A 23,960-nucleotide genomic window follows, 5' to 3' on the forward strand; every position below is an offset into this window, starting at 1 on the left:
GGCAAGGATAGGATCTCGCAGGATGTGGCGCGGGTTCACGCAGTCAGGCCATCACTGTGCGCTGGCACCAATCTCTTTATCCCAGCGGCTGAGCAGCGCTTTGCGCTTGGCGGAGTCGCCATAGGTTTTGAAGTCGTAATCGATCAGTTTGATGTTTTCGAAGCGCGGGGCGTATTCCGAAATTTCCGCGTTGCGATTTGACGGTAGCTGGAAGGACTTCGCTTCCTTCATGTGCGACTGCGCCTCCGCACTGAGCGCCCAGTCGTACCAGACCTTGGCATTGGCCAGGTTGCGCGCCCCTTTCACTATCGACATTGAGCCAATCTCATAACCCGTGCCTTCACAGGGCGCGACGGTTTTGATCGGGAAGCCATCCACCTGCATCGCAACAGCATCATGCATGAACACGATACCAACCGTGGTTTCGCCTCGCGCGGCAGCTTTCACTGGCGCGGAGCCGGACTTGGTATATTGCGAGACGTTGGCATTGAGTTTTGTCAGGTAATTGAAGGCCTGCTCCTCTCCCATGATTTGCACCAGCGTGGCCAGCGTGTTGTAAGCGGTGCCGGATGAGTTCGGGTTGGCGATTTGGATTTCCCCTTTAAAGCCGGGATCCAGCAGATCTTTCCAGCAAGTGGGTTCTTTCAGTTTTTTATCGGCGAGCAGTTTGGTGTTATAGCCCCAGCCCAGTGCACCCGCGTAAATTCCCACCGTGCGATAGCCCGAGTTTTCAGCCTGTTTTTGTGCCCAATCCTGCTGCTGGTCAAGCAGTGGAGATTTGTACACTTGCGTTAACCCCTCATCGGCCGCCTGCATATGCGGATCGCCGGTACCGGCCCACCAGATATCGGTACGCGGATTACGCGCTTCACTGCGTAAACGCGCATACGCTTCCCCCGCCGACAAACGCACCATACTGACTTTGATATCCGGATGGCTCTGGCTGAAGATGCGTGTCATGTGTTCACACACCACCACGTCAGCGGAACAAACCATGTTGAGGTTGCCCGCCGCAGAGGCAGCGAAAGGCAGTGCAGTACAAGAGAGGGATAGTGCGACGGCGATTAAGGTGGCTCGCATGGTGTTCTCCTTTGATTGTAGGGTGGTGCTTCACTGGCACCTTTTTTGCACATCTGTGCAAAGTAGTAATGAACAAAAAAACAGCTGTCAAATGGCTTGCGATGCAATTGATAGGTTGTGTCACAAAAATGCAACAAATTAGATTCTGAACGGTTTGCACAGCTTTGCAATTTGAGGCAGACTCTTTTTCAACCGATGTTTGCACAGGAGTTGAGCATGCTGAGTGATAAAACCGTGGTGAGTGCCCAGGATGTGGCAGAGCGCGCTGGCGTATCGCGTTCTGCGGTATCGCGCGTGTTTACACCGGGTGCCAGCGTATCCTCTGCCATGCGAGCACGTGTCATGAAAGCCGCACAGGAGTTGGGTTATCACGTTAATCATCTGGCGCGCGGCCTGGTGCGTAATCGCAGTGGGATTGTGTGTTTAGTTGTCTCCGAGATCGCTACCCCCTATCGCGCCAGCCTGGTTCGCTGGTTGACGCAGTTTCTGCAGGAAGCGGGAAAAATTGCCATGTTGATCAATACTGATCGTTCCGACAACAGCGTGTCAGCCGCATTACAGCAGGCGATCAACTTTCGTGCGGATGCCTCGATCATCCTTTCCGGCATGCCGGATCGCACCATTACCCGCCAGTGCTATCAGCATGGACAGCGCATCATTTTGATAAACCGCGATGAAGCGCTGCCCGGCTCGCTGAGCATCAACCTGGATGCACAACGTGCGGCGGCCACGGCGGTGATGGCGTTTCAGCGTGCTGGCTGTCGCCACCTCGCCTTTGCTAACTCCCTGGCGGGCACACCCAGCCTGATGAAGCGCGAAGCAGCGTTTGTTGCCGAAGCGCAGCGCGTGGGGATGGAAGTCACCATCGAACGATTTGGCTCGACCTCTTACGAAAGCGGACAAATTCTGGCGCACCGATTGCTGACTCAGCATCACCGCCCCGACGCCGTGTTTTGCGTGACCGATCTGGTTGCCTGCGGATTTATGGATGAAGCACGCCACCGCTTTGCCCTGCGCGTGCCCGAGGACCTGTGCCTGATTGGCTATGACAACATCGCGCAAGCGGGTTGGTCTTCTTACCATCTCACCACCTTTGCCCAGCCGGTTGAGCAATTTGCACGCGATGCTGTGAACTGGCTGATGCAAACCGAGGCCGATGAGACCGGCTTTACTCCGCAAACCGAGCAACAGCATGACAGCTTGCTGTACCAGGCCGATGTGGTGTGGCGTGGATCCGTGCGCGGTGCCTAAACACAGCGTTTTATCCCACCCGGTTCTGCATAAACGCCCTATTTCGTATAAGGATCACGATGAACCTTCGTAGAAATCACTTTGCCGCCAGCCTGTTGATAGCCGGTGCGTCCTGGTTTAGCGCCCTACCGGCACACGCTGAAGCGCAGTATCAGCTGGAAAAGGTCGTGGAACTAAGCCGACATGGTATTCGCCCACCCACGTCTGGCAACCGTAAGGAGATTGAAGCGGCGACTCAGCGCCCGTGGACCATCTGGACCACACACGATGGCGAGTTGACCGGGCATGGCTACGCTGCCGTGGTGAACAAGGGGCGCTGGGAAGGCGATCACTATCGTCAGTTGGGTTTATTGACGTCAGGCTGCCCACAGGCACAAGAGGTGTATGTTCGCGCCAGCCCGTTGCAACGCACCCGCGCCACTGCCCAGGCACTGGTGGATGGTGCATTTCCAGGCTGTGGCGTTACGGTGCATCACGTGGCGGGTGAGGATGATCCCCTGTTCCAGACCGAAGCGTTTCCGGCTACCGATACCGATCCCGCACAACAACTTGCCGCCGTGACCGCTACGACGGGGAATCTGGTCGCACGTCAGCAGGCGCTACAACCTGCCGTTCAGGCATTAAAAAGTGCTGTCTGTCAGCCAGGTAGCGATTGCTCGGTCTTTGACAAACCGTGGCAGATCAAGCAGAGCAAGAGCGGCAAGACCTATGTGCAGGGATTGAGTGTTCTTGCCAGCATGGTGGAGACGTTGCGTCTGGGCTGGAGTGAGAACCTGCCGGCAGATCAACTGGCCTGGGGCAATATCACCCACTCCACACAGATAACCGCTGTATTACCGCTGTTAACCGCTAATTACGACCTCAGTAACGACGTGCTGTACACGGCGAAAAAGCGTGGCTCTATTCTGCTGAATGAAATGATTCAGGGTGTTGAACAGGGTGTCAGCCCCGCTTCAGATGCCGTGCCGGATGCACGCTGGCTGCTGTTTGTCGCACATGACACTAACATCGCGATGGTGCGCACGTTGATGGGCTTCACCTGGACTTTGCCGGGCTACACGCGCGGCAACATTCCCCCCGGCAGTAGCCTGGTGTTTGAACGCTGGCGCGATAAGCAGAGCGGCGAGCGATGGCTGCATGTTTACTTCCAGGCACAAAGCCTCGATGACCTTCATCATCTGCAGTCTGTCGATCAAGCGCATCCGCTGTTGCGTGAAGAGTGGCGAACGCCTGACTGTCGGGTCACCGAGGTGGGTACGCTTTGTCCAATGGCATCCACGTTAGCGAAATTCGGTCAGCAACTTGATCCTACCGCCATTACGCCGATCAGTTTCGCGCCATAACGCAAACCTGTTTCACCACGCCGCGCAACCAGCGATGCGCGGCATCATTCTCCAGTCGAGGATGCCACATTTGTGACACTGTCATTTCCGGCGTGGCAAAGGGCAACTCAACCATCGCTAACGCCTGGCTGTGAGCGATCAATGGGTGATGTGCAACCAGCGAACGGGGCACCAGCGCCACCCAATCCGAATCGACCACCAGCGCCACAGCGGCAGAGAAAGCCGGCACAACAGCAACAACCTTGCGCTGCAATCCGGCTTGCTCAATGGCGTCATGGATCGGTCCACCCCGCTCTGCGCGACGAGACGCCACAATGTGGCCAAATCGGGCTAATTGGGTGATGTCCATCTGCTGTGTCAAAGGATGGCCCGCGCGTACCACGCCGACAAAACGATCGCGAAACAGCGCCTGCAAGCGGATTTCTGGCCCCATATTGCCGAGCACGCCAATCTCTATATCAATGCTGCCATCACGCAATTCACGATCACTTTTCTCCGGCTTTGCCACAAAGACCAACTCGACCTTCGGTGCCTGCGCGGTCACAGCAGCAATCAACGCACTGCCAAACGCTTCGACAAAGCCTTCGTTGGTGCGCAGCCTAAAACAGCGATTCAGCTGTGCTAAATCCAGCGTTTCAGCATCCGGGCTGAGCACTGCATGTGCTTCCCGCAACGTACGCTGCGTCCGTTCCCGTATCGCTTCTGCATAAGGGGTCAGCATCATCTGCCGTCCGGCTCGCACTAATAACGCATCGCCCGTCACATTGCGTAGTCGGCCCAGCGTACGGCTCATCGCTGACTCGCTTAGGTTGAGTTTGCGAGCGGCACCCACCACGCTGCCGGTAGTGAGCAGCGCGTCGAGCGCCGTGAGTAAATTCAGATCGGTGGTGTTCATGGTCAATATCCTGCTGGATGTCGCGCGACATAACAAGGCGTTCAGTGCAGGTTATCACTGCACAAGCTGCGTGTTCCGCCTCCCCTCACTCCGCGCTAGACTTTTCTCATCGACTCCACTGAGGAACACAGGATGAAAACATTATTGATTGGCGCGTCACGCGGGTTGGGATTCGCACTGGCAGAAACCATGCTACTGCGAGGCTATCAGGTTGTGGCGACCGGGCGAGCCCATTCTACCGATAAATTGTCGCAGCTGGCTGCGCGCTATCCGCAACAGCTGACGGTAGAAACGGTGGATATTACGGACCCCGAGCAGGTTAGCGCCCTGCATCAACGTCTGGCGGACACGGAGTTTGACATGCTGTTTGTCAATGCCGGAGTAAAAAATGACGATCGGGAAACCATTGCCGACGTTTCAACCGAGGAGTTCACCCGTGTCATGGTCACCAATGCGCTCAGCCCGTTGCGTGTGATCGAAACTTTTAAAGATCGGGTCAGCGCCAGTGGCACGATTGCAGTGATGTCTTCCGGTCAGGGCAGTCTCACCAACAATACTAACGGCAACTACGAGGTGTATCGTGGCAGCAAAGCAGCGCTGAATATGTTTATGCGCAGCTTTGCCGCACGCCATCAGGATGCGCGCACCTTGCTGTTAATGGCGCCAGGCTGGGTGCAGACCGATATGGGCGGGCCGGAAGCTCGCCTGACCATCGATGAAAGCATCCCCAATCTGCTCAACACCATGGAGGCGTATGCGGGCCGCACCGGGCTGCATTATCTCGATTACCTCGGCCGCGTCGTGCCGTGGTGAAGTCAAAGGGATGAGCAGGACGCTGCAGCCCGGAGCCTGAAGTCTGAAGTCTGAGGTCTGAGCCTAAGCCTGAAGTCTCAGCCTGAAGTCTGAGCCTGAAGCCTGAATTCTGAACGCCAGACTAAATCTTCCGCTGCAGCAGACTGCACAAAGTCTCCCGCAGCCAGCGGTTTGCCGGATCGTCTTGCTGGGCGTTATGCCATAGCAAAGACAGTTCGTAGTCCGGCATCTCAACCGGCACCGGCGCAGCATTCAAGCCATAGCGTTGGCACCATGCAGGAGCCAGCCCTTGCGGCACCGTGGCGAACAGCGGCATCTGCTGGAGTAGCAGCGGTAAGCTGGAAAAGTGCGGCGTGACATAGCGTACACGTCTGGATTTACCCAGGCGCTGCAGAGCATGGTCAAGGGCACTTTCGCTGGCACCGCGATAAGACACCAGCGCATGCTGATGACCGACAAACTGAGCCAGCGTAAGGCGTTCCAGTGCAATTTGCTGGCGGCTCCACACAGTGCGAAAACCCGCCGGGCCGATTTTCTCGCGGGTTAAGTCACGACTAACTTCATTCCCAACGGTGATTACCATATCCGCCTGCTGCTGCTCCATTAACGGAATCGCCTGCCAGGGATCGGCAGCGACGACATGAATATCCACACCGGGCGCGGCAGTGGCAAGTTCCGATAACAAATCAGGCATCAACCACTGTTCCAGCCAATCGCTGATGCCAATGCGAAAACGGCGGTTATCACGCTGTGGATCAAATGCATCGGGCGTGAAGATCACCCGATGCAACCCCTGCATCAGCGGTGCGAACTGCTGCACTAATTGCTCGGCACGCGGCGTCGGTGTCATGCCGTATGACGTGCGAATAAACAGCGCATCATCGAACATTTCACGCAACCTTTTCAAAGCGGCACTCACCGCTGGCTGGCCGAGGTAAAGGCGATTGGCGGCCTGCGTGACGCTGCGTACCTCGTACATCACCATCAACACCACCAGCAGATTGAGGTCGATACGAGAGAAATCATTTTCATTGATGTTGTTCATGATTTTAATCGATTTAAATAATGTTTTCCGCCTTAGTATAGTGACTTTCAACTTACTGTCACGGACGCTGCTGAACGCGTCCTCTATCAAGTGGAGCACAGCATGAAGATTCAGGTGGGCGAGTGCCGGGTTGAAAAAATCACTGAGCAGCGCGCCGCTTTTCCGTTTGGGGGGTTGTTTAAGGCACATCGTTCTGAGATGAGTGACGCCTTTGCCGAACAGCCGGCTGAAGTGTCGATACACAGCTGGGTGGTGCGTACCGCTGAACACACTATTCTGATTGATACCGCAACCGGCAATGGGCGCAATCGGGATAACAAACCATTATTCCATCAGCTGAATACGCCTTATGTCGAAAATCTGGCACGGGCGGGCGTTGATCCTGCTGAAGTCACGCTGGTATTGATGACGCACATCCATACCGATCATGTTGGCTGGAATACGCACTGGGTGGACGGTAAGTGGCAGCCGTTGTTCCCCAACGCGCGTTATGTCTGCTCGGCGGCGGAATTGCAGCACTGTCAGGACGATCCCGCCAGTCAGGAACTGTATCGCGACAGTATCCTGCCGCTGATCGAACGCGACCAGCTGCAGACCATCAATGTGCAGGAATCTCCTCTGTTCGCCGGCGTGCTGCGCTATATTTCCACGCCGGGTCACAGCATCGATCACGCCTCGATTGTGCTGGAAAGCCAGGGTGAATATGCGATTTTCCCGGGTGATGTGATGCACCATCCGGTGCAGTTTCAACACCCGCACTGGAACTCGCTGTTCTGTGAAGATCTTCCGCTCGCCATGGCATCGCGACAACGCGTTATAGACTGGTGCCAGCAACATCAGGCAATCTGGTTCAGTTCCCATTTTCACAGCAGCTCTTTGGGCCGTGTTGCGCCTGATGGGCAATGGACTCCACTTGAGGATTGACCGGATGCAATACGCTGATTATCTCACCGCGTCGCTGAGCGACTTATCCCTGGCACTGCAACGCGGTGATGTTACCGCGCGCCAGCTGACCGACTTCGCACTGCAGCGCATAAGTGAGGCAGACCAGCCGCGCTACAACGCCATCACCTGGCTGTTTGCGTATAAAGCGCGTGCGGCAGCAGAACGGAGTGATACACGCCGTCAACGCGGTGAGGCGTTGGGTCAGCTGGACGGCATCCCGGTGCTGATTAAAGACAATATTGAAGTACAAGGCTGGCCCACCAGCGCGGGTTCGGTGATGTTGCGTGACGTCATCGCCCAAACCGATGCCCCGCTGGTCACCACACTGCGCCACCAGGGCGCGGTTATTATCGGTAAAACCGCGATGCATGAACTGGCGGCGGGTATTACCGGCGCCTCCTCGCTGACGGGCTTCACCCACAATGCCTGGCGGGAAGGACGTTCACCGGGCGGATCGAGCAGCGGCTCAGCAGTTGCCGTTGCCGCCGGTTATGTGCCGCTCGCCATTGGCAGTGACACAGCAGGTTCGGTGCGTATTCCCGCCGCGTTTAATGGTCTGTTTGGCTTACGCATGACGCGAGGTGCACTTAGCACATCTGGAATTGTGCCGCTGTCACCGACGCAGGATATCCCCGGCCCGCTGGTGCGCAGCGCGGCCGATCTGCGCATCGCCTGCGAAGTGCTCAGCGGCAAGACGTTTGCTACGGAGGGAGAAGCATTACGGGTCGGCATCTGGCAGGAAGGATTTGCCGCTGATGAAGATGAGATTAACCAGGCGGTGCAGGCTGCCGTGGCCGGGTTCGCACCCGCGACACTGTGCTGGCCAGAATTAGAGACGTTAGCGGCTGATGCCAATATCATCGGTTATGAATTTTCTGAAGCGCTGGCGAAGTATTTAGCCGATAAGCCGCAGGCGCAGTTCTATACCCTGCCGGATATCGCTGCATCCGGGCTGTATCATCCTCAGCTCGAAACCGTGTTTAAGACCCGCGCGGTACATCCTGGCACGGCCAGCGAAGGTTATGCACGGGTGCAGCAGCGCCAACATGATCTTTACCAGCAGTTGGTGGCGATGTTCGACCAGCACAACATTAACCTGCTGGCCTACCCGGTGGTGCGCCGTGCGCCAGTCAAACACGGCGAGATGCAGGAAGGCAGCAATGCGCTGGTTTCCGCAGTGACTGGCGCGCCTGCTATCTCTATTCCCGCTGGCCTGAGCGACGACGGGTTGCCGATTGGCGTCGAATTGCTGGCGCTGCGTGGCCGGGAAGACTTGTTGCTGCGCGCAGCTGAAGCCATCGAGCTGCGCATATCGCTGAATAAATGAAAGCGTCGCCGCAGGGGCGACCGCGTTTATCCGTGCAGTGACAGCCCTTTAATCGCCTTATCCACTGCTTTCTTTGGCCCACGAATCGCGATGCCGACCAGGTTCAGGTTGTCGGCATCTTCAGCCATGAATACCTCGCGGTTGGCGGCATCATGTCCGGTGGCGAACATCGCTTCCACATACGGGATCACCGTCAACTCCCGTTCCAAACCCTGGCGATGAGCCCGTTGTAATCCCGTAACATCACCCGCAAACACCAGCATCGGCTGGCCTGCCATATTGCCGTATTGACGCCCCTTCGCATCCACGTAAGGTTCGCCCATCATGTCAGGCGCGGCAGAAGCAATGCCGGTGGCGAGAAAGGCCACCACATTCAGGCGCTGCCAGGTGGCTAAATCATCACGAACAATCAGGGCGATTTTGGTATCAAACATCTGTCACTACTCTCCGATGGGGTCTAAAACAGTATCATCTAAGAGTCGCGGGGGTGGGATATAGAACGTTTGTGCACTGTCGTTGATAGGAGGCCGGTGTCATGCGGTAGGCGCGTTGGAACCAACGCCCTAAATGGCTCTGATCGGCAAAACCAACCTGAGCGGCAACCTGCACCGGCTCAATGCCCTGCGCCAGCAGCACACGTGCGCTGCGCAACCTCAGCCGTACCAGGTAGGCATGCGGTGACTGACCAAACGCCTGCTTAAACTGACGCGTCAGCTTAAAGCGATCAATGCCCGCCAGCCGTGACAACTCATCCAGCCCTATATCCTGCGCCATAAAATCGTGCAGATAGTCGCGTAATAGCTGCATGTGCTGCATCGCTGCACCTGATTGCGCATTGGGTTTGATTTCAAGATGGCGGGAAAGCATCGTCATCAGATGATCGAGGCTTTGGTCGCGCGCCAGTCGCCCTTCACTGTGATGCACTGAAAACCACGCCTGCTGGATGGCACTGGCCAGCAGCGCATCATCATTTAGCGTGTGGCGAAACGCCCCTTCAATATTGGAGACATCCCCCAGACCGCGTCGCTGCATCATCTCTGCCACCCAACGCTGCGGCAGATAGAGCATGGTGTAGGTGAAACCCTCTTCGTTAGGGGCGTGGCCGTCATGCACCGCGCCCGGCTCAATCAAAATGGCGCGGCCCGGTGTGCTGGTGTGCAATGCACGATGGCAGTTGAAACGTTGTAAGCCCTGCTGCGTCACGCCCACCAATAATTCGTCGTGATCGTGCGGATCGTAGGCGTGTCCGCGAAAATGCGCGTTGACGCTTTCGATACCGGTTTCGTCATCGCGACGAAAATCGACCCAATCATTATTGGCTGACATAACGGCGTGCTCAGGCAGTGAGGGAAAGTCAGGCATAGCCTAGCAGCCTGAACCAGAGATAATCCAGTGGTAACAGCAACAGCACGCTGAAGATAAACACCAGCACGCACAGTTGCAGGCCCGCTTTGGCAGGCACATTACCCAGCCCCATCGCCACCACCACTGGCGAAGCCTGATAAGGCAACAGCGGCGTCGCGTAGGCAAACACCTGCATCATGACGACGCTCATCAGAGAAAAGCCGGATGCGGTTGCCAGCTCTTGCGCGATCGGCGTCACCATCGCTGGCACGCCGTTGGCAGTCAGCACAAAGTTGAGCAGCGAGACCAGCGAGTTAAGCACCGCGAAATTACCAAACGAAGCGTGATCCTGCAGTGGCAACACGCTAAGCAGCAGATCAGCGATGAGACGACCCAGCCCTGAATCCACTATCACTGTGGCCACGCCGAGAATACCGGCAATATAGATACAGGTGCGGAAATTAACCCCGCTGGCGAAATCATCACTTGAGAGAAAGCCGATGCGCGGCAGCAGGCAAATACACGCCGCCGCCAGACCAATCCATGCGGCGGGCAAGCCGTGCAGGCTATCGGTCATCCACAGCAATAGAGTGATAGCCAACAGGCCCATCAACCGCCATTCGCTGCGGCTGAGCGGCTCAAGTTGATCGCGATGGCGCACGGGCTGAGGTTGCGCGCGGAACAGGAACAGAATAGCGGCTGCGAGTATCATTCCCTTGCCAATCCCCACCACCGGCATATGCAGCAGCCACCAGGGCAGCCACTGGAGATGGATATGATAGGCGTTTTCCGCAGCACCGCTAAGCACCAGATTGGGCACATTAGCCGGCAAGATGCTGGCGGAGAGCTGGAATGTGCCAAAACCCACCGCCAGCGCCAGACCAATGTTGCCACGGCTCCCGGCTTTAATTCCGGCCCGCTCACCTAGCGCCAGCACAACAGGCATTAGCAGTGCGATGCGCCCCATATTGGAAGGCATCACCAATGCCAGCAGATAGGTCAGCACCAGGGTGCCAACGACCATGCGCGGCCAGCTCTGACTGAACGGCACCACCAGATAGTTAGCCCAGCGCTGTGCAAGCCCGACTTTGCGGATCGCCGCACCGAGCACAAAACCGCTCAATACCAGCCAGAAGGCTGAAGAGGCAAATCCGCTGAAGATGGTGCTGGTCGGGGCGATGTTAAGCAGCGTGGCGGCGGCAAAAAACAGCAGCGCGGTGAGATATTCCGGCAGGCGTGCACTTGCCCACAGCAAAATGGTGATGGCTATGACCAACGTGGTAAGCCAGAAATGCATATCTAAAGTCACTGACTGAACTCCCTGTCTACGATCCGTCGCACAAAGCGAATAAGCATAGTGCAATCCACGATTTGCAATGCTGAGTCAGTTAACAGTTTGTTAAATTGCCAGCTGTCCGAGCCAGTTTATTAACGCTTCACTGCCCGGCTGGCTGCGCGAACGCTGCGGCCAGGCAAGAAAATAGGGTTTACTTAATGGCAGGCTTAACGCATCAACCATAACTAAATCGCCTCGTGCCAGCTCTGCAGCGATAAGCCTTTTCTGCCCTAATAACAAACCCGCGCCTGCCACCGCAGCATCGATCGCCAATGAGGTGAGATTAAAACTTAACGCGGGCTGTGATGCGGGTTCCGCCATCCCTTTGGCCAGATACCAACTTCGCCAGTCCGGCAGAAAGCGCCCTTCGTTGCCCCAATCAAGATGGATCAATGGAGCCTGTTGCAACACGTTTTCTAATGGAAACTGCTGCAACAGCCTGGGGCTCACCACGGGCACCACCTCATCCAAAAACAGACGCTGCTTATCAAGCTGGGGATAGCGATCCTCACCAAAGCAAATGACAAAGTCAGCTGGTGTGGCATTAAAATCCACCTGCGCATGGGTGCCGTGTAGCGATAAATCAATGTCGGGACAGTGAACGCGCCACTGCGCAATATTAGGCAGCAACCACTTCGAGGCCAGTGCGGGCAGTGAATAGAGCGTGAGCTTGGGCATCGCCGCCACATGACGCAGGTTTTGCTGCCCAAGATGCAAAATATCAAAGGCTTCCGTCACATAGCGCAAATACTCTTTGCCGGTTTCAGTCAGCATCACGCCACTTTGCGTACGCACAAACAGCGCACTGCCCAACTGTTCCTCTAGCTGCCGGATCTGCTGACTCACCGCCGCAGGCGTCAGCGCCAGTTGCGCGGCGGCTTTTGCCAGACTACCTAACTCCGCCGCCACCTTAAATGACTGGATTACGCTGATTTTCGGTAAACGTGGTGACTGTGCGGGCATTAAAGTTTCCTTAGCAGGGCATTAAATTTATATCGTTACGCACTAACATATCAGTGAGTTACTGTGATAACACACCTGTCACAATGAGAACTGTTGCTATGTCTGCATTGATTCGTTTCGATTTGCATCCACTGGCCGACGCCGACTGGCGACGTGAATGCCGTGAACAGCTCAACCAGCATGGCGCGCTGGTCCTGCGTCAGTTTTTACAACCCGACGCGCTGCAAAGCATCATCGCCGAAGGAAACGCTCAGCGCCATCTGGCCTATCACACCCTCAGCAAGCATAACGTCTATCTGATGAAAAAAGACGAGGCGTATGACGCTGACCATCCGCGCAATCGTGATGTGATCAGTACCAAAGGCTGTATTACCGACGACGTGATTGCCGCCGAATCGCCGCTGCGCCAGCTGTATAACGACGAACTGTTTAAAAATTTCCTGTGCGACGTGCTGGGTGAAACCGCGCTCTATCCTTATGCCGATCCGCTCTCGTCCATCAATCTGCATTACGCGCCCGATGGTCAGGAACTCGGCTGGCACTTCGATAACTCCTCCTTCGCCATCACCCTGCTGGTGCAGAAACCCCGCGCGGGTGGTGTATTCCAGTATGTGAAGGATCTGCGCGATGCCGATGCCGGTGAGATGAACTTTGATGGCGTGGCGGCGGTTTTGGATCAGCGCCAGCCGGTCGATGCGCTGGCGATTGAAGCGGGTGACTTAGTGCTGTTCCGTGGTCGCAACTCTATGCATCGTGTGACGCCAACCGAAGGCGACATCACACGCATGCTGGCAGTGCTGGCGTATAACACACAGCCTGGCATCGCTCTATCGGAAACGGCGCGTATGACTTTTTATGGTCGGTTGTGATCGGCGTTCAACAAACCTTGCCAGCCGCGTACAAATATCTGCTGGGTCCGAAAAGCCACCAGATCGCGCCAGTCGCGGTCTGCTGGCCAGAAACCTTCCACCAGCTCATGCTTTAAGGCGCGCCCTGACTCACTGGTCGGTTCACCTTGCAGATGCAACCAATGATCGTCACGCACGCGACGATGCATCTCTTCGCCGGGATACGTTCCGCACTCCACCACTAGTGGCAAAATTTGCGTCTGCGGCAGTGATTCCAGCAGGAACTGCGACAGATAACCCGTTGCGGTCGCGGTCACTCCGGTGACACTGTCACGACCTGTGCCGGTAAACAGTAACGTTAACCACTCGCTATACAGTGATTTTCCCCACTGATGTGCAGCGACCTGCTGCTCAGCAATCGAGAGCAACATTGGATGCCCCCATGCTCCGGCTCCCGTATGCAGATCGAAGCTCAGGATGGTTTTTGCCTGCGATAAATGGTCGGCGATGATGGTTTGCATGGTGCGATAAGACCAGCTCGGTTGCTTTCCACCGTAGAAGAAACCGTCAGCGAATTGGTATTGCCCGGCTTCCACCACCCGTTTTACCGCCAGCCAGCCTGCGCCGTTAAGGGTTTTAACTAACAGCTCATCAGCTTGTGTCCGATCGCCGTGGTAAATCCCGTGCCATGACGGGTATTCCGGATTGGCGGGGGCTGGCTGAGTAAAATCGATAAAATTGCGATTAAGATCGATGTTGTCTTCGTTGACGCGCCGCAAATGGGCTGCTCCCCAGGGATTCAACAGGTGCAGCAGCACAATCGCGGTGTCATCGGGCAAAGCAGTCAGACTGAAGCGATTGAGCCACTCAATCTGGCTGTCCGATCCGTAGTAGCCCTCCACCCCATGCGTGCCCGAGATGATCATCATCAACTTGCTGGCACCGGGGTCGCCAATGACGGCGACATCGGTATAAAGCGTTTCACCTTGTGGGCCCGGCAGCGGATGCGGGTATGAAGTCAAAGCGCCGTGTTGGCGCTCGACTGCCGCAACAAAACGGGCACGTTGGGACGAGTAATGCGGCAAATCTGACATGCTGTTTCCTGTAAATAAGGGCGCTTACGGATAAACCTTAAACTTGAAGTATTTTTTCGCCAGCTGATCGTAAGTGCCATTGTTGTGCAGTTCGGCCAGCGCATCATTGATCAGTTTCAGATGCACGGTATCGCCCTTACGCAGGCCAATTCCCACACCGTTGCCCAGCAGCTCTTTATCCACCAGCGTCGCTTTGATGACGTAATCTTTGCCTTCCGGCGTATTCAGGAAACCCTGATCCGCTGACACCGCATTCGCCAGAGTGCCATCCAGTCGCCCCGCGACCAGATCGGGATAGATCTCCATCTGGTTAGGATAGGAAACCACATTGACACCCTGTGCCGCCCATTTTGCTTTGGCGTAGGTTTCCTGAATGGTGCCCTGCGCCACGCCGATGTTCTTACCGCGCAGCGTGCTGATATCTTCGGTCAGGGTGCTGCTTTTTGGCGTCAGCAACGCACTCGGCGTGATATACAGCATGTTGCTGAAATCCACCTGCTCACGGCGTTTCTCCGTCATCGACATCGCCGACAGAATCGCATCAAACTTTTTAGCCTGCAGTGCCGGAATACTGCCATCAAAGCCGATCTGCACCCACTGGCATTTGACTTTTGCCTGCCCACAAATGGCGTTGCCCAAATCGATATCAAATCCTTTAAGTGAGCCATCACTGGCCTTAGATTCAAACGGTGGGAAAGTGGGATCAACACCAAAACGCAACGTCTGCTCAGCAAACGATAAGGTGCTGAAAGCGCCCAGTGAAAGCAGTAACGCGAAGGACAAACTCTTTTTCATTGTTATCTCCAGCAGGCAGGTAAATTCACAACGGCATGGAGATTTAATAACATGACGGAAACATTACCACCATTAAAATAATGGATTTATGTAGAGTGAATTCTTATATTGATTAATAGGTTAGAGGAATTTCACACCCCATTAAAAATTACTTAATACCCCCTGTCATTCTTTTGTCATAACTCGCTCACCCTGCTGTCAGCGCCGCTTTCATATCCTGTGCCCGAACCTTCCTTATCTGGAGCACAATCATGAAACTGAAAAAACTGACGTTAGCAGCGGGCATTTTATTGGCGATGGCAGGCGGCGTGGCGCAAGCCGAGGCGCAACCGGTTAAGAATATTGTGTTAGTACACGGTGCTTTTGTGGGTGGCGCAGGCTGGCGTCCGGTGTATGACCGCCTGACGCACGATGGCTATAAAGTGACGCTGGTGCAGGAGCCGCTGACCGGTTTCCCGGAAGATGTCACGGCGACACGCCGCATCATCGATCAGCAGAATGGACCGGTGATTCTGGTCGGCCACAGTTATGGTGGCGCGATCATCACCGAAGCCGGAAATGACAGCAAGGTGGTGGGTCTGGTGTATATCGCCGCGCACGCGCTGGATAAAGGCGAAACCGAAGCCATCAACGGCAAGAAGTTCCCCAACAGCGCGCATCCGTTTGCCAAATCGACTGATGGCTACCTGACCATCGCGCCAGAAAATTATCACAGCGATTTCGCTGCGGATTTACCGGCGGCGCAGGCGGATTTTGAAGCCCACGCGCAGATGCCAACCAACGCCGCCGTGTTCACCGCCAACATTCCAGACCCGGCGTGGAAGACCAAGCCTAGCTGGTACATGGTGGCGAAAGCTGACAAAATCATTAACCCTGATCTGGAGCGGATGTACGCCAAACGCGCGCACAGCCACACGGTTGAAGTCGCGGGCGCCAGCCACTCGGTGTATGAATCTCATCCTGATGATGTGGCGAAACTGATTGAACAGGCCGCTCAGCAGGCGCAGCCCTAACCCACTTATCCCGCCCGGAGATGCGCATGAAAATTTTGGTGATTGAAGATGAAGCCAAAGCGCGCGATTACATGCGCAAAGGATTAACCGAAGCGGGATTCATCGTGGATGTAGCGGAAAATGGGCAAGATGGTTTGTTCTATGCGCAGGAGCATCATTACGACCTGATTTTACTCGATGTGATGATGCCCGGCATGAGCGGCTGGGAGGTGATGGCCGCGCTGGATAAACAGATCCAGACGCCGGTAATTTTCCTCACGGCTAAAGGCACGTTAGAAGATCGCATCAAGGGGCTGGAACTGGGCGCGGATGATTACCTGGTGAAGCCCTTCTCGTTTGCGGAACTACTGGCACGCGTCCGCACGCAACTGCGGCGCGGCGGCCAGCAAAAACTTCCCGATGTGCTGACCCTGGCTGATCTGCAACTCGATATCCCTAAACGTCGGGTGGAGCGCGCGGGGCAACGCATCGACCTCACCAACAAAGAGTTCAACCTGCTGCATCTGTTTATGCTGCATCCCGGTGAAGTGTTGACGCGCACGGTGATCGCCTCCCGCGTATGGGATATGAATTTTGATAGCGACACCAACGTGGTGGACGTGGCAGTAAAACGCCTGCGCCACAAAATCGATGGTCCCTTTGCCCATCCGCTGATTCACACCGTGCACGGCGTTGGGTATCGCTGCGAAGCTGAAGCATGACTAAACTTTCGCTCGCCACCCGATTATCCTTGCTGCTCAGCACTGCGGTGATCGTGATTTTTGCCCTAAGCGGCATTGCGTTGTATCAGTCGCTGGCGAAGCAGATCGGTGTACGCGATGACGCGGCACTGCTGACGCGCATTGATCAGATTCGTACGCTGCTGCGCGATGAAGACGCCATCACGCTGATCCAGCAAAAACCGCGCCTGTTTGCCAATATGCTGGGCAATACGGAGTCTTTGCTGGTGCTGCGCTTTCCAGGTCAACCGCCGCTGATTGTGGTCAATCCAGGCGCACGACCGATGCCCGACATCACGCCCGTGCCCGCCGATCAGCCACTCAGTCTGACCTCAGTGCATCACCAGCAAGCGCAGGATGGCACCCCTTTTATCTCCGCCGCCGCCTTAGCGCCGACGCGTGATGGTAATGGGCAAATTGAGATCATCACCGGCCGCCTGATGAGCGACCGTACCCAAACGCTGAACAGCTATCGCGACCAGATTATTGTATCAACTGCACTGGCAGCCCTGCTGGTTGCATTATTGAGCATCTGGCTGGTGCGACGCGGCTTATCGCCATTGCGTCGGCTGGCAGCGGAAACTGATGCCATAGACGTGCGGCGTTTATCGCACCGTATCCAGTTCAGCGATGCCCCGTCAGAACTGCAACCGCTGGTCGCTGCCTTCAACCAGATGCTCAGTCGTCTGGAAATGGGCTATCAACAGCTCAGCCAGGTTTCCGCCGATATGGCGCACGACCTGCGCACGCCGATTGGCACCTTGATCGGTCAGACCGAGGTGGTGCTGAGCCAGCCGCGCAGCGTGGGCGATTACCAGGCACTGCTGGGCTCCAACTACGAGGAACTGGAGAGATTGGCGAAAATGATCGATAACATGCTTTTCCTTGCTAAAGCGGAAGACGCCAGTCAGGCAATGGATTGGCAGATAATCGATTTGGCACAGCTTGGCGAGAAGTTGCAGGATTATTTTGATGGCATGGCCGAGGAGCACAACATGCAGTTGGAAATGCACCTGCAGGGAGAGTTACGCGCCGATCCGCAGCTGCTGCAACGGGCACTGGCGAATCTGATGGCGAATGCCTTGCGCTATGGCGAGCGGGATACCACCATTCGCGTGTTAAGTGCGGTGCGCGATCAGGGAATCGAGTTGGTGGTGGAGAATCAAGGCGCGGCGTTGAGTGCTGAACAGCAGTCACGCATGTTTGATCGCTTCTGGCGCGCCGATGCCTCACGCCATCAAAGCAGCAGCGGGCTGGGGTTGTCGATTGTACGCAGCATCATGCGTTTGCATCACGGTAGCTGTGCGGTGAGCAGTGAGAACGGGGTGAACCGGTTCAGTTTGCGGTTTCCGCGATAAAACTTGTAGCGGCGCGATTCATCGCGCGGGGTTAAAACCACGCAAAAAATTGCGCCGCAACCGCTTAAATAAAGGTGAAAATCTCTTCGCGCGGCAAACGTGATTTTGGCAATGCCGCATTAAAATCTTCTTCGCTGCGATAGCCCAACGATACCAGTACCACGCTGGTAAAGCCTTTCTCACGCAGGCCTAACGCCTGATCCAGCGCACGCTGATCAAAACCTTCCATCGGCGTCGCATCAATCCCTAACATCGCGGCACCTAGCAGCAGACCACCGAGCGCCAGGTAAACCTGTTTCTCCATCCACTGCGGGATATCACGCTGCTCGTAACGGTGCATATCGACATAGCCACGGCGGCTCTTATCCTGACCGGCTTTGCCTTCTGGTTTGGCAAAACGCCCATCCTGTTCTTCCTGCGCCAGCACATTTTGCAGATGTGCGTCATCCAGATCGGTGCGCATGCACAGCGCGATCACATGGGAAGCATTCAGTACTTTCGGGCCGTTATAAACAAAGGCGCCGGTAGTGGATTGCGCGATCTGCTCACGACCTTCTGGCGTGGAAGCCACCACAAAATGCCATGGCTGAGAGTTGACGGAAGACGGGCTGTTACGCAGCACGTTCAGCAGCGTTTCGATCTCTTCCTGCGGCAAACTTTTACCACTGGCGAAGGCTTTCACAGTGTGGCGACGAACCACTGCGTCATTAAGTGTCATGGCAATCTCCTGAATCGATTATTTTAAAAGTGCCGTTACCTTAACCGCCGCGCTTACACGGCGGTTAACGAATTGTGTTTCAAAGGGTTAAAAGCCGCTCAGCACGATCTTGCCGCGTGCACGACCGCTCTCGATCAGCGCATGGGCTTTGCGCAGATTGGCCGCGTTGATGGTGCCGTGATGTTCGCCTGCCGTAGTTTGCAGCGTCTGGTCATCAATTAGCTGGCTTACGCGCTCTAAAATATCGTGTTGACGCTGCATATCGCGGGTCTGGAACAGTGAGCGGGTGAACATCAGCTCCCAGTGCAGCGAGATGGCTTTGCGCTTCAGCGGCACCACGTCCAGCGTTTCCGGATCATCGATCAGCGCCAGCTTGCCCTGTGGGGCCAGCACATCCACCAGCTGGGAGTAATAGCTGTCGGTGTGCGTCAATGAAGCCACATAGCGCACCTGCGGATAGCCAATAGCCGCCAGCTGTTCACCCAGCGGCTGCTGATGATTGACCACATGATGCGCGCCCAGTGAGCGCACCCAATCCGCGGTTTCGGGCCGCGATGCGGTGCCTATCACCGTGAGGTTGGTCAGCTTGCGCGCCAGCTGCGTCAGGATCGATCCCACACCGCCGCCTGCTCCGATAATCAACAGTGCAGCATTGTCATCCGTCTGTACTTCCAGACGATCAAACAGCAATTCCCATGCGGTGAGTGATGTCAGCGGCAACGCGGCGGCATCGGCATCATTCAGCGTGCGGGGTTTATGGCCGGCAATGCGTTCATCCACCAACCCATATTCGGCATAACTGCCCGCGCGGGTGATATCGCCTGCGTAAAACACCTCATCGCCCGGCTGGAACAGCGTGACCGCCTCACCCACCGCTTCCACCACGCCGACCGCATCCCAACCCAGAATGCGCGGTTTATCGGTGGGCGCACCGTTACGCACTTTGGTGTCCACCGGGTTTACGGCAATGGCGTGGATCTTTACCCGCAGGTCACGCGCGCCCGGCTGCGGTTGGGCGACATCCAGTTCGTACAGCGCATTTTCATCGGAAATCGGTAAACCGTTTTGGCTATAAACAATCGCTTTCATCAAGCCGTTCCTCAATTCATCAGGGTGTTAGGTAAGTTGGATTCAGCATAGCGGCCTGCACGCTGAGGAAAAATGCCGATTGCACAGCAACACTTTCACTCTTAGAGTGAAAATCCCTGTCTGTTTTGACGATGAGTAAGAAAATGATCCGACTGGAAGATGTCACGCTGTTTGTAAGATCGGCAGCACTGGGCAGCTTTTCCCGCGCGGCCCGTGAAGTGAATTTGCTGCCGGGGCAAGTGAGCGCCGCGATTCAGCGACTGGAGCGAGAACTGGATCGTCGCCTGTTTGCGCGATCTACGCGTAGCCTGCGCTTAACCGCAGAGGGTGAAAAATATCTGCCCTACGCGCAGGAGATGCTGGCCTTGATGCAAGCGGGCGCTGATAGCCTGCAAAGTCATGAAGACGCGCTGAGCGGTGAGCTTAAAATCGCGATGCCTTCCGATATTGGCCGCAATATTCTCTTGCCGCTGATTACCGAATTTTGCTGTGAGCACCCTGCCTTGTCGGTCCGGTTATCGTTATCCGATCAAATCAGTGATGTGTTCCGCGATCCGGTAGATATCGCCATTCGCTACGGCAAACTGGAAGACAGCAGTTACGTGGCACTACCGCTGGCCGAGGACAATCGACGCATTATGGTGGCATCGCCAGCTTATCTCGACCAACATGGACGCCCGCAGAAGCTGGAGGATTTGGCCCAGCATCACTGCCTGCCGTTTGTGATGGGCGGCCACGTCTATGACAAATGGACGTTCCCGCAGGAAGGTATGCGCCGCCAAATCACGGTGAAAAGTCGCCTGCTATGTGATGACGCCGAAGTGGCGCGCCGTTGGGCTATCAATGGCATGGGCATCGCGTATAAATCCTGGATTGATGTCTGTGAAGATATCCAGCAGCGCCGCCTGGAACGGGTGCTGCCTGAGATTCCCGGCGAAAGCACGCCCCTGCATTTAATCTGCCCGCATCGTAAGCAGTTCTCTCCTGCGATTCGGGCGCTGCATAGCGTATTACGGGAGCATTTGCGGGCGATTACCGCGCAACTTTGATAGCTGTAAATGTGCAGAGCTTATGCGAACTTGCGGTTTTGATTGCCTCGTGAGCAGCTTTATCATTTTTAAAAAATTGATAAAACCTTCAGGGACTCACATGGGCAACATTACAAAGACAATACTTGCTTCACTGCTTTTCTCCTCACTGCTTGCCAGCGCCAATGCCGAAGAGACACTTCGCATCGGCTATCAAAAATCTTCCACCTTGCTGACGCTGATAAAGCAGCGTGGCGATCTGGATAAGGCGCTCGCCGAGCGCGGCATTAAGGTGACATGGCACGAGTTCACCAGCGGCTTACCGCTGCTGGAGGCACTGAACCTCAACAACGTTGACCTCTCTGCTGACGTGGCCGATACCGTGCCGGTATTCGCGCAGGCGGCAGGCGCCGACCTCACTTACTATGCGCGCGAAACGCCCTCGCCTGAAGCTCAGGCCATTCTGGTGCCCGCCAACTCCAGCATCAAATCGCTGCAGGATTTAAAAGGTAAAAAGATTGCCGTCACTAAAGCCGCAGGCAGCCATTATTTGCTGATCGCCGCGTTACAGAAGGCGGGACTGAAATTCAGTGATGTCACGCCTGCATGGCTGACGCCTGCTGATGGGCGTGCCGCGCTGGAACACGGCAGCGTCGATGCGTGGGTGACCTGGGAACCCTTTGTCACCAGTTCGAAAGTCGAGCAGCACACGCGCGTGCTGGTGAGCGGCAAAGGTCTCGCCAGTTACCAGCGCTACTATTTGGTGTCGACGCCTTATGCGCAGAAGCATCCTGAGGTGCTGGGCATTGTGTATAAGACGCTGGACCAGGAAGCTCAATGGTTGAAAGCACATCCAACGGATGCAGCAAAGATTCTCTCTCCGCTGTGGGGTAATTTGCCGCTCGCCACGGTGGAACAAGCGAACCAGCAACGCAGCTATCAGATCGAGCCAGTGAACAAGAGCGATTTGGCTGAGCAGCAGAAGATTGCAGATGCGTTTTATCAGGCGAAGCTGCTGCCGAAAGCGATTGATGCGCAGGATGTGGGCACCTGGCAGCCGCAGGCGAAATAGCCGACCTGCCAGAGAATAATCTGATTAAGCCGGTTGGCGTCGGGGATCTCCGAAGATAGCAGTGAAGCTTTGAACTTGGATGCCGATAGACGTATCAGGCTTACTCAAAGCCGTTTCCGCCCCCCATTAGTCGTTTTAAAGGAGAGCAAGATGGATGTATCACAGATTACTTCACTGGCTATCGGTCTGGCTAATATGGACCTGAGCAGTAAAGTGAGCACCCTGGTACTGAAAAAGTCCCTGGATAATCAGCAGTCAATGGCAGCTGGAATTCTTAATTCGATTCCGCAACTGCCGTCGAATCCCGCTGTTGGCCGCAACATCAATACCACCGCATAAACTCACGCTGCATCGTTGCACTCACTGAACGACCTCTGATAGCGTGTATTTTTAACCACTCCCTATTTCAGGGAGTGGTCGACACGCTAATCAGGGACGTTTCGTGACAATTTTCTTTCCGCTTATCTATCTGTTTGCCGGATGGTTGCTGGGCAAAACCGCCTGGGATTGCAAAACGGCTGCGTCATGGATATTGACGCGCATCGCTATTCCCATCGTGGTCATTTTTAATATATCGACCCGCTTCCACAGCATGAGCACCATAATTGTCGCCACCGCGATATGCATGATGTTGCTATTGCTGGCAGGCCGCTATGTTTTCCCCGATCCCATTAAAAACCTGTGCTTTAGCTACCTCAATATCGGCTGGTTGGGTCTTCCCGTTGCAAGCGTGTTATTCGGCAATGATGCTGCGACCATTATTATTGCCGCCTACGTCGGCAGCTCAATTGTCGGAAACTCGTTGGGCGCAGGCATGCTCTCCGGCGAGAAATTTAATCCAATCACGTTGATGCGCACCCCGCCCGTCATCGCTCTGATGATCGGCGCAGCATTGATTCCGCTGAGTGATTCGGTGGCTCTTCACTTTGATGGCCTGTATCAAATTGCCAAATTTATGATGAGTTTTCTTGGCATGGCCGTTTTAGGAATTTGGCTTTCAAAGACAACAATATCGATGCGCGATTTTCGACACGAACTGCGTCCGTTTATCACTCGCTCAGTGGTTTTCGCTGTGCTGATTTCTTTGCTGCTGCTAATAGCCGATCAGTTCAACGCGCCACTTATTACGCAAAATCCGGCAACGCTGTATCTCTTTTGCCTGCTTCCCCCTGCAGCCAATATTATCGTGCTGGAAACGCATTATCTGGGCACCGGAAATTCAGCGCGGGCGATTTCATGTGGGACTTGTATCAGCATCGTCGCGATAGCGCTTTATTCGGGTGCTTTTTTGGGTGGCAGAGCGTTAGGGATATGGGGTTGAAGAGATGTTTAAGCGGGTTAACCTGATGCTCTTTAGCCACTCATTTATCGTTTGTCGCGACATGAGCAAACAGGTTGCGCGGTATCAGCTTAAGGTCGTGTTATTTAAAAGGACATAAGCAATGACAGTTCAGCATGAACCCTACTGGAACCGAATGGTGCCCGAACTGACCGTGACCGACTTTACTGCCTCACTGCATTTTTACACTGAAGTATTGGGATTCCAGATTATGGTCAGGCGAAGCTCCCCCGAATTTGCTTACATCAACCTCGACGAAGCACAGCTGATGCTTGAGCAGTTTCACGCCGAAGGCTGGAATACCGCAGAACTCGTCAAACCGCTCGGGCGCGGCGTGAATTTCCAGGTTGAGGTGGATGATATTGCGTGTGTGCTGGCGCGGGTGATGAATCATGGCGTGCCGCTGTATCGGGATTTGCGTGAAAGCACCTATCAGATTGGAGAAACCACGGCTTGTCAGAGAGAGTTTCTTGTTCAGGATCCGGATGGCTATCTTTTGCGTTTTTGCCAGTTTGTTGAGTGAGGGGGATTGTGGGTGTTGGGGG

At 55.4% G+C, this 23,960-nt stretch carries 25 protein-coding genes; 14 read left to right on the plus strand and 11 right to left on the minus strand.

Going from position 1 to position 23,960, the window contains the following annotated elements; translation table 11 throughout:
* Positions 1 to 51: 51 nt before the first annotated feature.
* Complete coding sequence (locus JK231_RS23395; RefSeq protein WP_211729714.1) at positions 52 to 1,080, minus strand: ABC transporter substrate-binding protein; 1,029 nt, start codon at positions 1,078 to 1,080, stop codon at positions 52 to 54.
* Between the two features lie 216 nt (positions 1,081 to 1,296).
* Here JK231_RS23395 and JK231_RS23400 point away from each other — a divergent pair, with 216 nt between their 5' ends.
* Positions 1,297 to 2,331, plus strand: coding sequence for a LacI family DNA-binding transcriptional regulator (locus JK231_RS23400; RefSeq protein ID WP_211729715.1), 1,035 nt, complete (start codon positions 1,297 to 1,299; stop codon positions 2,329 to 2,331).
* A 59-nt stretch (positions 2,332 to 2,390) separates the two neighbouring features.
* Positions 2,391 to 3,674 carry a histidine-type phosphatase gene (locus JK231_RS23405; protein ID WP_211729716.1) on the plus strand — a complete coding sequence of 428 codons (1,284 nt, stop codon included), beginning with the start codon at positions 2,391 to 2,393 and terminating at the stop codon, positions 3,672 to 3,674.
* Here the strand turns inward: JK231_RS23405 and JK231_RS23410 are convergent.
* Positions 3,658 to 4,569: a LysR family transcriptional regulator gene (locus JK231_RS23410; RefSeq protein WP_211729717.1), complete on the minus strand. Its 912-nt coding sequence runs from the start codon at positions 4,567 to 4,569 to the stop codon at positions 3,658 to 3,660. The two genes, JK231_RS23405 and JK231_RS23410, sit on opposite strands and share 17 nt — an antisense overlap.
* Positions 4,570 to 4,701: 132 nt before the next feature.
* On the opposite strand from JK231_RS23410, the gene JK231_RS23415 reads away from it, so the two are divergent.
* Positions 4,702 to 5,382, plus strand: a complete 681-nt coding sequence (locus JK231_RS23415) for an SDR family NAD(P)-dependent oxidoreductase (protein ID WP_211729718.1) — start codon at positions 4,702 to 4,704, stop codon at positions 5,380 to 5,382.
* A gap of 121 nt (positions 5,383 to 5,503) precedes the next feature.
* On the opposite strand, the gene JK231_RS23420 is transcribed toward JK231_RS23415, so the two are convergent.
* Entirely contained in the window at positions 5,504 to 6,427 is a 924-nt protein-coding gene (locus JK231_RS23420; RefSeq protein ID WP_211729719.1) for a LysR family transcriptional regulator, read from the minus strand.
* A 102-nt stretch (positions 6,428 to 6,529) separates the two neighbouring features.
* Between JK231_RS23420 and JK231_RS23425 the strand changes: the two genes are divergently transcribed.
* Both JK231_RS23425 and JK231_RS23430 read left to right on the plus strand, forming a co-directional pair.
* Complete coding sequence (locus JK231_RS23425; RefSeq protein WP_211729720.1) at positions 6,530 to 7,351, plus strand: MBL fold metallo-hydrolase; 822 nt, start codon at positions 6,530 to 6,532, stop codon at positions 7,349 to 7,351.
* Positions 7,352 to 7,355: 4 nt separating this feature from the next.
* On the plus strand, positions 7,356 to 8,699 hold the full coding sequence (locus JK231_RS23430) for an amidase (protein WP_211729721.1): 1,344 nt from the start codon (positions 7,356 to 7,358) through the stop codon (positions 8,697 to 8,699).
* Between the two features lie 26 nt (positions 8,700 to 8,725).
* On the opposite strand, the gene JK231_RS23435 is transcribed toward JK231_RS23430, so the two are convergent.
* From JK231_RS23435 to JK231_RS23450, 4 genes are all read right to left on the minus strand, one after another.
* Positions 8,726 to 9,133 (minus strand): DUF2000 family protein, encoded by a 408-nt coding sequence (locus tag JK231_RS23435; protein ID WP_045833270.1) that lies wholly within the window; start codon positions 9,131 to 9,133, stop codon positions 8,726 to 8,728.
* A 34-nt stretch (positions 9,134 to 9,167) separates the two neighbouring features.
* Positions 9,168 to 10,025, minus strand: a complete 858-nt coding sequence (locus JK231_RS23440) for an AraC family transcriptional regulator (protein WP_160834379.1) — start codon at positions 10,023 to 10,025, stop codon at positions 9,168 to 9,170.
* Positions 10,026 to 10,053: 28 nt separating this feature from the next.
* Positions 10,054 to 11,340 (minus strand): SLC13 family permease, encoded by a 1,287-nt coding sequence (locus JK231_RS23445; protein WP_211729733.1) that lies wholly within the window; start codon positions 11,338 to 11,340, stop codon positions 10,054 to 10,056.
* A gap of 102 nt (positions 11,341 to 11,442) precedes the next feature.
* On the minus strand, positions 11,443 to 12,342 hold the full coding sequence (locus JK231_RS23450) for a LysR substrate-binding domain-containing protein (RefSeq protein ID WP_058960286.1): 900 nt from the start codon (positions 12,340 to 12,342) through the stop codon (positions 11,443 to 11,445).
* A 98-nt stretch (positions 12,343 to 12,440) separates the two neighbouring features.
* Here JK231_RS23450 and JK231_RS23455 point away from each other — a divergent pair, with 98 nt between their 5' ends.
* Positions 12,441 to 13,211 carry a 2OG-Fe(II) oxygenase gene (locus JK231_RS23455; protein WP_211729722.1) on the plus strand — a complete coding sequence of 257 codons (771 nt, stop codon included), beginning with the start codon at positions 12,441 to 12,443 and terminating at the stop codon, positions 13,209 to 13,211.
* Here the strand turns inward: JK231_RS23455 and JK231_RS23460 are convergent.
* Both JK231_RS23460 and JK231_RS23465 read right to left on the minus strand, forming a co-directional pair.
* Positions 13,196 to 14,284, minus strand: a complete 1,089-nt coding sequence (locus tag JK231_RS23460; protein ID WP_211729723.1) for a DUF2817 domain-containing protein — start codon at positions 14,282 to 14,284, stop codon at positions 13,196 to 13,198. The genes JK231_RS23455 and JK231_RS23460 overlap by 16 nt on opposite strands.
* Before the next feature lie 24 nt (positions 14,285 to 14,308).
* Positions 14,309 to 15,079 (minus strand): transporter substrate-binding domain-containing protein, encoded by a 771-nt coding sequence (locus JK231_RS23465; RefSeq protein ID WP_211729724.1) that lies wholly within the window; start codon positions 15,077 to 15,079, stop codon positions 14,309 to 14,311.
* A gap of 251 nt (positions 15,080 to 15,330) precedes the next feature.
* Between JK231_RS23465 and JK231_RS23470 the strand changes: the two genes are divergently transcribed.
* The 3 genes from JK231_RS23470 to JK231_RS23480 are packed head-to-tail and all read left to right on the plus strand — an operon-like array spanning position 15,331 to position 18,169.
* Positions 15,331 to 16,092, plus strand: coding sequence for an alpha/beta hydrolase (locus JK231_RS23470; RefSeq protein ID WP_211729725.1), 762 nt, complete (start codon positions 15,331 to 15,333; stop codon positions 16,090 to 16,092).
* 26 nt (positions 16,093 to 16,118) lie between these two features.
* The gene (locus JK231_RS23475; RefSeq protein WP_211729726.1) at positions 16,119 to 16,793 is read left to right on the plus strand and encodes a heavy metal response regulator transcription factor; all 675 of its coding nucleotides are present in this window, start codon (positions 16,119 to 16,121) and stop codon (positions 16,791 to 16,793) included.
* On the plus strand, positions 16,790 to 18,169 hold the full coding sequence (locus tag JK231_RS23480) for a heavy metal sensor histidine kinase (protein ID WP_211729727.1): 1,380 nt from the start codon (positions 16,790 to 16,792) through the stop codon (positions 18,167 to 18,169). The genes JK231_RS23475 and JK231_RS23480 overlap by 4 nt, the downstream gene beginning before the upstream one ends.
* Before the next feature lie 64 nt (positions 18,170 to 18,233).
* On the opposite strand, the gene nfsB is transcribed toward JK231_RS23480, so the two are convergent.
* Together nfsB and JK231_RS23490 are read right to left on the minus strand one after the other, a co-directional pair.
* The gene (gene nfsB / locus JK231_RS23485; protein WP_160834371.1) at positions 18,234 to 18,887 is read right to left on the minus strand and encodes an oxygen-insensitive NAD(P)H nitroreductase; all 654 of its coding nucleotides are present in this window, start codon (positions 18,885 to 18,887) and stop codon (positions 18,234 to 18,236) included.
* Between the two features lie 87 nt (positions 18,888 to 18,974).
* The gene (locus tag JK231_RS23490) at positions 18,975 to 19,976 is read right to left on the minus strand and encodes a zinc-binding alcohol dehydrogenase family protein (RefSeq protein ID WP_211729728.1); all 1,002 of its coding nucleotides are present in this window, start codon (positions 19,974 to 19,976) and stop codon (positions 18,975 to 18,977) included.
* Between the two features lie 143 nt (positions 19,977 to 20,119).
* Between JK231_RS23490 and JK231_RS23495 the strand changes: the two genes are divergently transcribed.
* The 5 genes from JK231_RS23495 (at position 20,120) to JK231_RS23515 (ending at position 23,938) form a co-directional block, all read left to right on the plus strand.
* On the plus strand, positions 20,120 to 21,025 hold the full coding sequence (locus tag JK231_RS23495; protein WP_211729729.1) for a LysR family transcriptional regulator: 906 nt from the start codon (positions 20,120 to 20,122) through the stop codon (positions 21,023 to 21,025).
* A gap of 100 nt (positions 21,026 to 21,125) precedes the next feature.
* Positions 21,126 to 22,076 carry an aliphatic sulfonate ABC transporter substrate-binding protein gene (locus JK231_RS23500; RefSeq protein ID WP_211729730.1) on the plus strand — a complete coding sequence of 317 codons (951 nt, stop codon included), beginning with the start codon at positions 21,126 to 21,128 and terminating at the stop codon, positions 22,074 to 22,076.
* A gap of 150 nt (positions 22,077 to 22,226) precedes the next feature.
* Positions 22,227 to 22,415 carry a YjfB family protein gene (locus tag JK231_RS23505; protein WP_211729731.1) on the plus strand — a complete coding sequence of 63 codons (189 nt, stop codon included), beginning with the start codon at positions 22,227 to 22,229 and terminating at the stop codon, positions 22,413 to 22,415.
* Between the two features lie 103 nt (positions 22,416 to 22,518).
* Positions 22,519 to 23,397 (plus strand): permease, encoded by an 879-nt coding sequence (locus JK231_RS23510; protein WP_211729732.1) that lies wholly within the window; start codon positions 22,519 to 22,521, stop codon positions 23,395 to 23,397.
* Between the two features lie 121 nt (positions 23,398 to 23,518).
* Positions 23,519 to 23,938 carry a VOC family protein gene (locus JK231_RS23515; protein WP_249221811.1) on the plus strand — a complete coding sequence of 140 codons (420 nt, stop codon included), beginning with the start codon at positions 23,519 to 23,521 and terminating at the stop codon, positions 23,936 to 23,938.
* The last annotated feature ends 22 nt before the right edge of the window (positions 23,939 to 23,960 follow it).

Source organism: Pantoea sp. JGM49 (assembly GCF_018257655.1).
GTDB classification, from domain to species: domain Bacteria; phylum Pseudomonadota; class Gammaproteobacteria; order Enterobacterales; family Enterobacteriaceae; genus Pantoea; species Pantoea communis.

Bases quoted from the DNA above. Each gene is read 5' to 3' on its own strand.
- JK231_RS23470 (WP_211729725.1), top strand. From the start codon at position 15,331: ATGAAACTGAAAAAACTGACGTTAGCAGCGGGCATTTTATTGGCGATG.
- JK231_RS23475 (WP_211729726.1), top strand. From the start codon at position 16,119: ATGAAAATTTTGGTGATTGAAGATGAAGCCAAAGCGCGCGATTACATG.
- JK231_RS23415 (WP_211729718.1), top strand. From the start codon at position 4,702: ATGAAAACATTATTGATTGGCGCGTCACGCGGGTTGGGATTCGCACTG.
- JK231_RS23460 (WP_211729723.1), bottom strand. From the start codon at position 14,284: ATGTCAGATTTGCCGCATTACTCGTCCCAACGTGCCCGTTTTGTTGCG.
- JK231_RS23420 (WP_211729719.1), bottom strand. From the start codon at position 6,427: ATGAACAACATCAATGAAAATGATTTCTCTCGTATCGACCTCAATCTG.
- JK231_RS23450 (WP_058960286.1), bottom strand. From the start codon at position 12,342: ATGCCCGCACAGTCACCACGTTTACCGAAAATCAGCGTAATCCAGTCA.
- JK231_RS23455 (WP_211729722.1), top strand. From the start codon at position 12,441: ATGTCTGCATTGATTCGTTTCGATTTGCATCCACTGGCCGACGCCGAC.
- JK231_RS23410 (WP_211729717.1), bottom strand. From the start codon at position 4,569: ATGAACACCACCGATCTGAATTTACTCACGGCGCTCGACGCGCTGCTC.
- JK231_RS23405 (WP_211729716.1), top strand. From the start codon at position 2,391: ATGAACCTTCGTAGAAATCACTTTGCCGCCAGCCTGTTGATAGCCGGT.
- JK231_RS23435 (WP_045833270.1), bottom strand. From the start codon at position 9,133: ATGTTTGATACCAAAATCGCCCTGATTGTTCGTGATGATTTAGCCACC.
- JK231_RS23480 (WP_211729727.1), top strand. From the start codon at position 16,790: ATGACTAAACTTTCGCTCGCCACCCGATTATCCTTGCTGCTCAGCACT.
- JK231_RS23465 (WP_211729724.1), bottom strand. From the start codon at position 15,079: ATGAAAAAGAGTTTGTCCTTCGCGTTACTGCTTTCACTGGGCGCTTTC.
- JK231_RS23490 (WP_211729728.1), bottom strand. From the start codon at position 19,976: ATGAAAGCGATTGTTTATAGCCAAAACGGTTTACCGATTTCCGATGAA.
- JK231_RS23425 (WP_211729720.1), top strand. From the start codon at position 6,530: ATGAAGATTCAGGTGGGCGAGTGCCGGGTTGAAAAAATCACTGAGCAG.
- JK231_RS23495 (WP_211729729.1), top strand. From the start codon at position 20,120: ATGATCCGACTGGAAGATGTCACGCTGTTTGTAAGATCGGCAGCACTG.
- JK231_RS23440 (WP_160834379.1), bottom strand. From the start codon at position 10,025: ATGTCAGCCAATAATGATTGGGTCGATTTTCGTCGCGATGACGAAACC.
- nfsB (WP_160834371.1), bottom strand. From the start codon at position 18,887: ATGACACTTAATGACGCAGTGGTTCGTCGCCACACTGTGAAAGCCTTC.
- JK231_RS23500 (WP_211729730.1), top strand. From the start codon at position 21,126: ATGGGCAACATTACAAAGACAATACTTGCTTCACTGCTTTTCTCCTCA.
- JK231_RS23445 (WP_211729733.1), bottom strand. From the start codon at position 11,340: ATGCATTTCTGGCTTACCACGTTGGTCATAGCCATCACCATTTTGCTG.
- JK231_RS23430 (WP_211729721.1), top strand. From the start codon at position 7,356: ATGCAATACGCTGATTATCTCACCGCGTCGCTGAGCGACTTATCCCTG.
- JK231_RS23505 (WP_211729731.1), top strand. From the start codon at position 22,227: ATGGATGTATCACAGATTACTTCACTGGCTATCGGTCTGGCTAATATG.
- JK231_RS23400 (WP_211729715.1), top strand. From the start codon at position 1,297: ATGCTGAGTGATAAAACCGTGGTGAGTGCCCAGGATGTGGCAGAGCGC.
- JK231_RS23395 (WP_211729714.1), bottom strand. From the start codon at position 1,080: ATGCGAGCCACCTTAATCGCCGTCGCACTATCCCTCTCTTGTACTGCA.
- JK231_RS23515 (WP_249221811.1), top strand. From the start codon at position 23,519: ATGACAGTTCAGCATGAACCCTACTGGAACCGAATGGTGCCCGAACTG.